Source organism: Microbacterium sp. NPDC056044 (genome assembly GCF_042267145.1).
Taxonomy (GTDB): Bacteria; Actinomycetota; Actinomycetes; order Actinomycetales; family Microbacteriaceae; genus Microbacterium.
Window position 1 is genome coordinate 1055399 of record NZ_JBHJWZ010000001.1, and the last position, 6489, is coordinate 1061887.

5 protein-coding genes are annotated in these 6489 nt (G+C 72.9%); 3 read left to right on the plus strand and 2 right to left on the minus strand.

Translation table 11 applies throughout. The features are described from left to right. Positions 1-2 precede the first annotated feature (2 nt). Positions 3-3236 carry an ATP-dependent helicase gene (locus ACFC1I_RS04990; protein ID WP_376006730.1) on the minus strand — a complete coding sequence of 1078 codons (3234 nt, stop codon included), beginning with the start codon at positions 3234-3236 and terminating at the stop codon, positions 3-5. A gap of 157 nt (positions 3237-3393) precedes the next feature. Between ACFC1I_RS04990 and ACFC1I_RS04995 the strand changes: the two genes are divergently transcribed. Together ACFC1I_RS04995 and ACFC1I_RS05000 are read left to right on the plus strand one after the other, a co-directional pair. Then, complete coding sequence (locus tag ACFC1I_RS04995; RefSeq protein ID WP_045296833.1) at positions 3394-3618, plus strand: DUF3107 domain-containing protein; 225 nt, start codon at positions 3394-3396, stop codon at positions 3616-3618. 13 nt (positions 3619-3631) lie between these two features. Continuing rightward, positions 3632-3922: a hypothetical protein gene (locus ACFC1I_RS05000; protein WP_376006731.1), complete on the plus strand. Its 291-nt coding sequence runs from the start codon at positions 3632-3634 to the stop codon at positions 3920-3922. A 66-nt stretch (positions 3923-3988) separates the two neighbouring features. Here the strand turns inward: ACFC1I_RS05000 and ACFC1I_RS05005 are convergent, their stop codons facing one another. Then, complete coding sequence (locus ACFC1I_RS05005; protein WP_376006732.1) at positions 3989-4702, minus strand: ferritin-like fold-containing protein; 714 nt, start codon at positions 4700-4702, stop codon at positions 3989-3991. 213 nt (positions 4703-4915) lie between these two features. Between ACFC1I_RS05005 and ACFC1I_RS05010 the strand changes: the two genes are divergently transcribed. Continuing rightward, the gene (locus ACFC1I_RS05010) at positions 4916-6451 is read left to right on the plus strand and encodes a DEAD/DEAH box helicase (RefSeq protein ID WP_376006733.1); all 1536 of its coding nucleotides are present in this window, start codon (positions 4916-4918) and stop codon (positions 6449-6451) included. Positions 6452-6489 lie beyond the last annotated feature (38 nt).

Below are 6489 nucleotides of genomic sequence, written 5' to 3' on the forward strand. Positions count from 1 at the left end.
CGTCACGAGGCGCTCACCGGGCCCACGGTGTGGATACGGCAGAGTCCGTACGAGTGCTCGTCGCGGCAGTGCTCCTCGTACGGTGCGGTGAAGCTCACCCCGCGCATGACCGCGACCGCCGTGCGGATGCGGCCGACGAACGCGTCGCGGCGCTCGTCGTCGAACGGCGGCTGCCACGGCGTGACGTAGTCGGACTTCGTCGCCGTCGGCCGCAGCACCAGCAGCTTGGCGCCGCCGGGCTCGTGGCCGTCAGCCTCGGCGATCGCACCCGACTCGAACGCGAGCTGGTAGGCGGCGAGCTGCGGGTTGTCGAGCACCTTGGCGTCGGTCTGCGGCTCGCGCTTGCCTGTCTTGAGATCCATGATGACGACGGTTCCCTCCGGCGTGAGCTCGACACGATCGATGTAGCCCGACAGGATCACGCGGTGCTCCCGGTCTTCCGCATCCGGACCGGGCACCGGCTCGTGGCGGTGCGGCACGCCGTCGTCGTCCAGCGGGATCACGACCTCGAAGTGCGGCTCGGCGCCGATCAGCGTTCCCCCGCTGTCGTCGAACCGACGCAGGTACAGGTGCAGGCGCCGCACCAGATCGCGGGCCCGGGTCTGCTCGGCGCGATCGCGCCATTCGGCCTCGAAAGTCAGCTCGCCCCAGCGCGACTCGACCTCTGCCCACAGCGCCGCCTCGTCGTGGCCGGCCGCGTGCTCGAGCGCCGCGTGGATGATGGTGCCCAGACCGGCGGTCGTGCCGCCCGGGTCGCCGCCGAGATCGCCGATGACCCAGTTGAGCTCGCACTCCTCGAGGGCGTGCAGCCGCGAGGGCGAGACGCGGACGTCTTCCCGGGAGAGATCCCGCAGCGGCCCCGACGACGTCGGCCCGGCGACGCCGTACCACTCCTGCGGCGACGCGCCCGGAACCCCGGCGTCCGCGAGGAGCGCGAGCTGCTGCGCGGCGCGTGCCGCCGGTGCGGCGGAATACGCGGGGACGGCGGCGGCACGCGGCCCCGCCGCGGTGAGCGTGCGGCGGTGCCGTGCCACGAGTCCGCGCAGCGACACCGGGTGGTCGAGCTCGAAGGGCTCGGGGTCGGGCAGCAGCTCGAAGAACACGCTGGGGCCGGTGTCGTCGTCGTCGACGGCCGTGACGATCACCTGCGCCGTGGCGCGCGAGAGCGCACGGGCGAGCAGCCGCAGCTCGTCGTGCATCGCGCCCCGGCGGCGGTCGAACGCGCCGAGCGTCTCGCCGTCCGCGCGGGTGGCGGCATCCGTCAGGCGCCACGTGTCGAGGAGGCTGCCGCGCAGGCGCGTATTGGGCCACACGCCGTCCTGCACACCGGCCACGACGACGGTGTCGAACTCGAGCCCGAGGGCGCCGGCCGGCGTCATGATGCGCACGCTGTCGTCGCGCGTCGGCGCCTCGAGGCGGTCCTCGGCGACGCCGCTGTCGAGGATGGAGCGCACGAACACCCGCGGATCGGCGTCGAGCGACCGCTCGACGAATCGCTTGGCGGCCTGGAAGAGCGCGACGAGCGCATCGAGGTCGCGGTTCGCCTGCTCGGCCAGCGGGCCGTTGCCGCGTGCGAGCTCGCCCCAGGCACGGGCGAGGCCGCTGCGGTCCCACGCGGACCAGAGCAGCTCGTGCGCCGTCGCCCCCCGGTCGAGGTCTTCGCGCAGCACCGCGAGCGTGCGGGCCAGCGACGCCGCGCGCCGAGCCTCGCGCGTGTCGAGCAGATCGAACTCGAGCGGCTGACGCATCGCCGACAGCACGAGGTCGCGGCCGGAGCGCTCGGCGACGTCGGCGCCCCCGGCGTCCTCGGGGCCTTCGCCGGTCGCTGCGCCCTCGAAGACCCGCCGCAGCTCGGCGTGCCGCAGCGCCGAGCGCAGCCGGCGCAGCTCGATCACGTCGAGCCGCCCGTACGTGCCCACGAGCGCGGCGGAGACGTCGTCGAAGGTCCACTCGTCGCGGGAGGCCAGCTCGATGAGCCGCAGCAGGTCGGCGACCGGGCGCACGGCACCGAGCGCACGCCCCGGACCGCTGGAGCGCGCCGGCACCTCGCGGGCCGACAGCTCCGCCTCGAGCGCGGCCACCTGCCGGGTGTCGTGCGCGATGACCGCGCACGCATGCCACGGCACGCCCTGGTGCACGTGACGCTCGCGCAGCACGCGCGCGACCGCGTCGTACTCCTCAGCCGCCGAGCGCAGCGTCAGCACGCGCACCGCGTCGTCGGGCTCCGCGCCCGACGTCGCGCTCCGGTGCGCGACCACGCCGACCGCGCCGATCCGCTGCGTCACCCGGCCGACGAGCTCGCGCTGCCACGCCGTTCCGCGATGGCCCTCCGACAGCACGTGCACGGCGCCCAGCGACGCGGCCAGTCGTGCGAAGTTCTCGGGCGTCGCGCCGCGGAACGAACCCGACCCGACGTCGGGGTCGCCGAACGCGAGCACCGCGGCGCCCCGGGCGCGCGCGGCCTCGAGCAGCTCGACCCCGCCCAGCGTGAGCTCCTGCGCGTCGTCGACGAGCACGACGCGCACGCGGTCGACGGCCGGGCTTCCCGGCGGAGCGGTCCGGAGCAGCCCGACCGCTTCGCGGACCAGGCCCGCCGCATCGCGGTGGGCGCCGCGCATGGCGCCGCGCACCTGCAGGTAGTCCACGAAGAAGGACGACAGCGCCACCCACGCCGGCAGCCCGTGACGCTCCCCCAGCTCGCGCAGGCGCCGCGGCTCGATGCCGAGCGTCGTGCACTCGGCGAGGAACGTGCGCACCTCGGTGCGGAATCCGGCCGTGCCGCGGATCGCCGGGCCGAGCCAGTCGGGCCAGCGCACGGCGCCGGCCGCTTCGTCTTCGTCATCGCCCTCGAGGAGGTCGCGGATGATCTGGTCCTCGTCGCCGCCGGTGAGGAGCTGCGGCGGATCGGCATCCGCCGCGACGGCGTGCGCCCGCACGATCTGGAACGCGTACGACGCGACCGATCGCGCGAGCGGGCCGGTCGTGGCCACGCGCACCGCGAGGCCGAGCCGGTCGCGCAGGGCGGTCGCCGTCTGCCGCGACGGCGTGAGCACGAGCACCGCATCGGGGTCGATGCCGCCGTCGATGAGCGCCGCGACGCGTGCGATCAGCGTCTCGGTCTTGCCGCTGCCCGGTGCGCCGACCACGACGCCCGATGCCTCCGACGGCAGCTGCAGCACGGCCTGCTGCGGCGCGTCGGGGCGGTACGCCGTCTGGTCTGCCCTGCCCGAAGTCACCCCTCGACGCTAATACGAAGGCACGACATCGGGCGTTCGCCCAGAGCGTGCCGCCGGCGGCCGGACGCCGTCCCACCGTGTCGTAGAGTGGCCATGCGCCCGGGAGCCCTCAGCCCTTCCAGCTGGAAACCGTCGCCCCGCGCAGGAGGTCAGTCACGTGGAGATCCGCATCGGCATCGCGAACACCGGCCGCGAGCTCAACTTCGAGACCAACGAGCCGGCCGCCGACGTGAAGAAGTCCGTCGCCGCAGCGCTCGACGCCGGTGCCACGCACGTCACCTTCGCCGACGCGAAGGGCAACTCGTACATCGTCCCCACCGCGGGACTCGCCTACATCGAGCTCGGCTCCGAGGAGTCGCGCCGCGTCGGCTTCGTCGCCTGAGCGGACTCACGACATGCAGATCCTCATCGCGTTCATCGTCGGCGCGGTCGTCGGCATCGGCATTCATTTCCAGCTGCACCAGCGCCTGACGCGGGGCGTCGTCCTGGCCCCGATGATCGGCGCCGTGGCGGCCGGTGCGGCATGGTCGATCCTCACCTGGGCAGGCGTCGGCATCGACACCCCGTGGCCGTGGCTCGCGGCGCTCATCGCCCCGATGGTGGTCACCTACCCGGCCATCACCCTCGTCTCGCGCGCACGCGTCGCCCACGACGCCCGCGAGAAGGCCCGCCTCGGCATCGGCTGAGCGCCGGCCCCGCGCGGACTTCGCGGGATGGATGCCACGCCCGCGGCGCAGCATCCATCTCGCCTGTCAGGCGGCCAGGCCCATGGCGTCCATGCGACGCGAGTGGGCTGCCATGAGCTCGGTGAAGACGGGCTCGACCTTCTCCTCGGCCGCCGGGCCGAGATCGGTGGGCCGCAGTGCGGCACGCGCGATGAGCAGGGTGTCGCCCACCAGGCGGCGTCCCCACAGCGCCAGCAGCGACTTCCACTCGGGGTCGCTCGCGATCGCCTGCGAGATGAGCTCGACGATCGCCTGACGGTCGTCGTCGGCCTGCAGGATCCGGGCGACCCGGTCGCCCGTGTCGCCATAGCTCGCCGACAGGGCGAGGTAGAAATCGTCGAGCATGCCGGCCGTGATGTGCACCGACAGCATCGTCTCCTGCGACCGAACACCGTGCGTGGCTGCCCGGAAGGCGTCCAGCGGCTCGCGGAACGGCCGCATGATCTCGGTGGGGTCGTCGCCGCGCTCGCGGATCAGCGCCACGAGCGCCTCGTGCTTCGTCAGCGCCGCGCCGGCGGCGCGTGACACCGCTTCCTTCTCGCCCAGCTCGGGGATCGTCTGGATGAGCTCGGTGAGCGTCTCGAAGAAGCCCAGCTGCAGGTACGCGGCCTGACCGAGGAACGTGTCGATGTCGGGAGCGAGCTCCTCGAAATCGACGCGATTGCCGCCGCTCAGCTCGTCACGAGAGCGCAGCTGCAGCTTGCGCCCCGTGTCGCGGCGCTGCCAGAACCACTTCACCATGGACGAAAGCCTACGAGGGGACACCGCCTCCACGCTCGCGCGGGGGTCCTCGGGTATCGTGGGTGTCGGCCCCGGCGTCGGATCGGGGCGCCCGCGCCTGTGGGAAAGAAGGGCGTGGATCGCTTTTCCGCCCGCGCGGCGACCTCGCAGAGGCCGGCTCACGCGCCCGGGCATGAACCCAGGCAGCATCCCACTGCCGGACAGGCACCCATCGTGACGACCTTCGCCGAACTCGGCGTTGATCAGGACATCGTCGACGCGCTCTCCGCAAAGGGCATCGTCGACGCGTTCCCCATCCAGGAGCAGACCATCCCCCTGGGCCTTCCCGGCCAGGACATCATCGGCCAGGCCAAGACCGGCACCGGCAAGACCTTCGGCTTCGGCATCCCCGTCGTGCAGCGCCTCGGCGCGGAGCCCTCCCACGGCGTCAAGGCCCTCATCGTCGTCCCCACGCGCGAGCTCGCCGTGCAGGTGTACGAAGACATGGACATGCTGACCTCGGGCCGCTCGACGAGCGTCGTCGCCATCTACGGCGGCAAGGCGTACGAGGGGCAGATCGACCAGCTCAAGGCCGGCGCGCAGATCGTCGTCGGCACGCCCGGCCGCCTCATCGACCTCAACAATCAGCGCCTGCTCGACCTGTCGAACGCGACCGAGGTCGTGCTCGATGAGGCCGACAAGATGCTCGACCTCGGCTTCCTCCCCGACATCGAGAAGATCTTCTCGAAGGTGCCCGCGGTCCGTCACACGCAGCTCTTCTCGGCGACGATGCCCGGCCCGATCGTGGCCCTCGCGCGCCGGTTCATGTCGAACCCGATCCACATCCGCGCGACCGACCCCGACGAGGGCCTCACGCAGGCGAACATCCGCCACCTCGTCTACCGCGCGCACTCGCTCGACAAGGACGAGGTCATCGCCCGCATCCTGCAGGCCGAGGGTCGCGGCAAGACCGTGATCTTCACGCGCACCAAGCGCGCCGCGCAGAAGCTCGTCGACGAGCTCAGCGACCGCGGCTTCAACGCCGGCGCCGTGCACGGCGACATGAGCCAGGAGTCGCGCGAGCGGTCGATGGCCGGCTTCAAGGCGGGCAAGAAGGACGTGCTCATCGCGACCGACGTCGCCGCCCGCGGCATCGACGTGGACGACGTCACGCACGTCATCAACCACACCATCCCCGACGACGAGAAGACGTACCTGCACCGCGCCGGCCGCACCGGCCGTGCCGGCAAGACCGGCATCGCGGTCACGTTCGTCGACTGGGAGGACCTGCACAAGTGGGCCCTCATCAACCGCGCGCTCGAGTTCGGCCAGCCCGAGCCCGTCGAGACGTACTCGTCGAGCCCGCACCTCTTCTCCGACCTCGACATCCCGGCGGGCACGAAGGGCCGCATCGTGACGGCCCCGAAGACCCAGGCGGTCCGCGTGCAGCCCGAGCGGGCGGTGGATGCTGCGGCCGAGGTCGAGACGAACGGCCAGGCTCCGCGCAGCCGGCGTCGCCGTCGCCGGTCGGGCTCGTCCGAGCGGGTCGGCTCCACGTTCCAGACAGCGGAGGGCGGCACGGACGGAACCTCCGAGCACGGTGCCCCGGCCGCGGCCGACGGCGACCGCTCCACCGACGGCGGCGGCACGCACGACGGCGGGGGCAAGGAGCACCACGACGGCAAGCCGGCTCCCCGGCGTCGCCGTCGCCGCCGTGGCGGCAGCGGCGGCGGGGCGGCCCCCGCGGGCGGCGCCACCGTCGGCGCCTGAATTACGCATCTCTCCTGTCGCGGCGCCGTCATACGGCC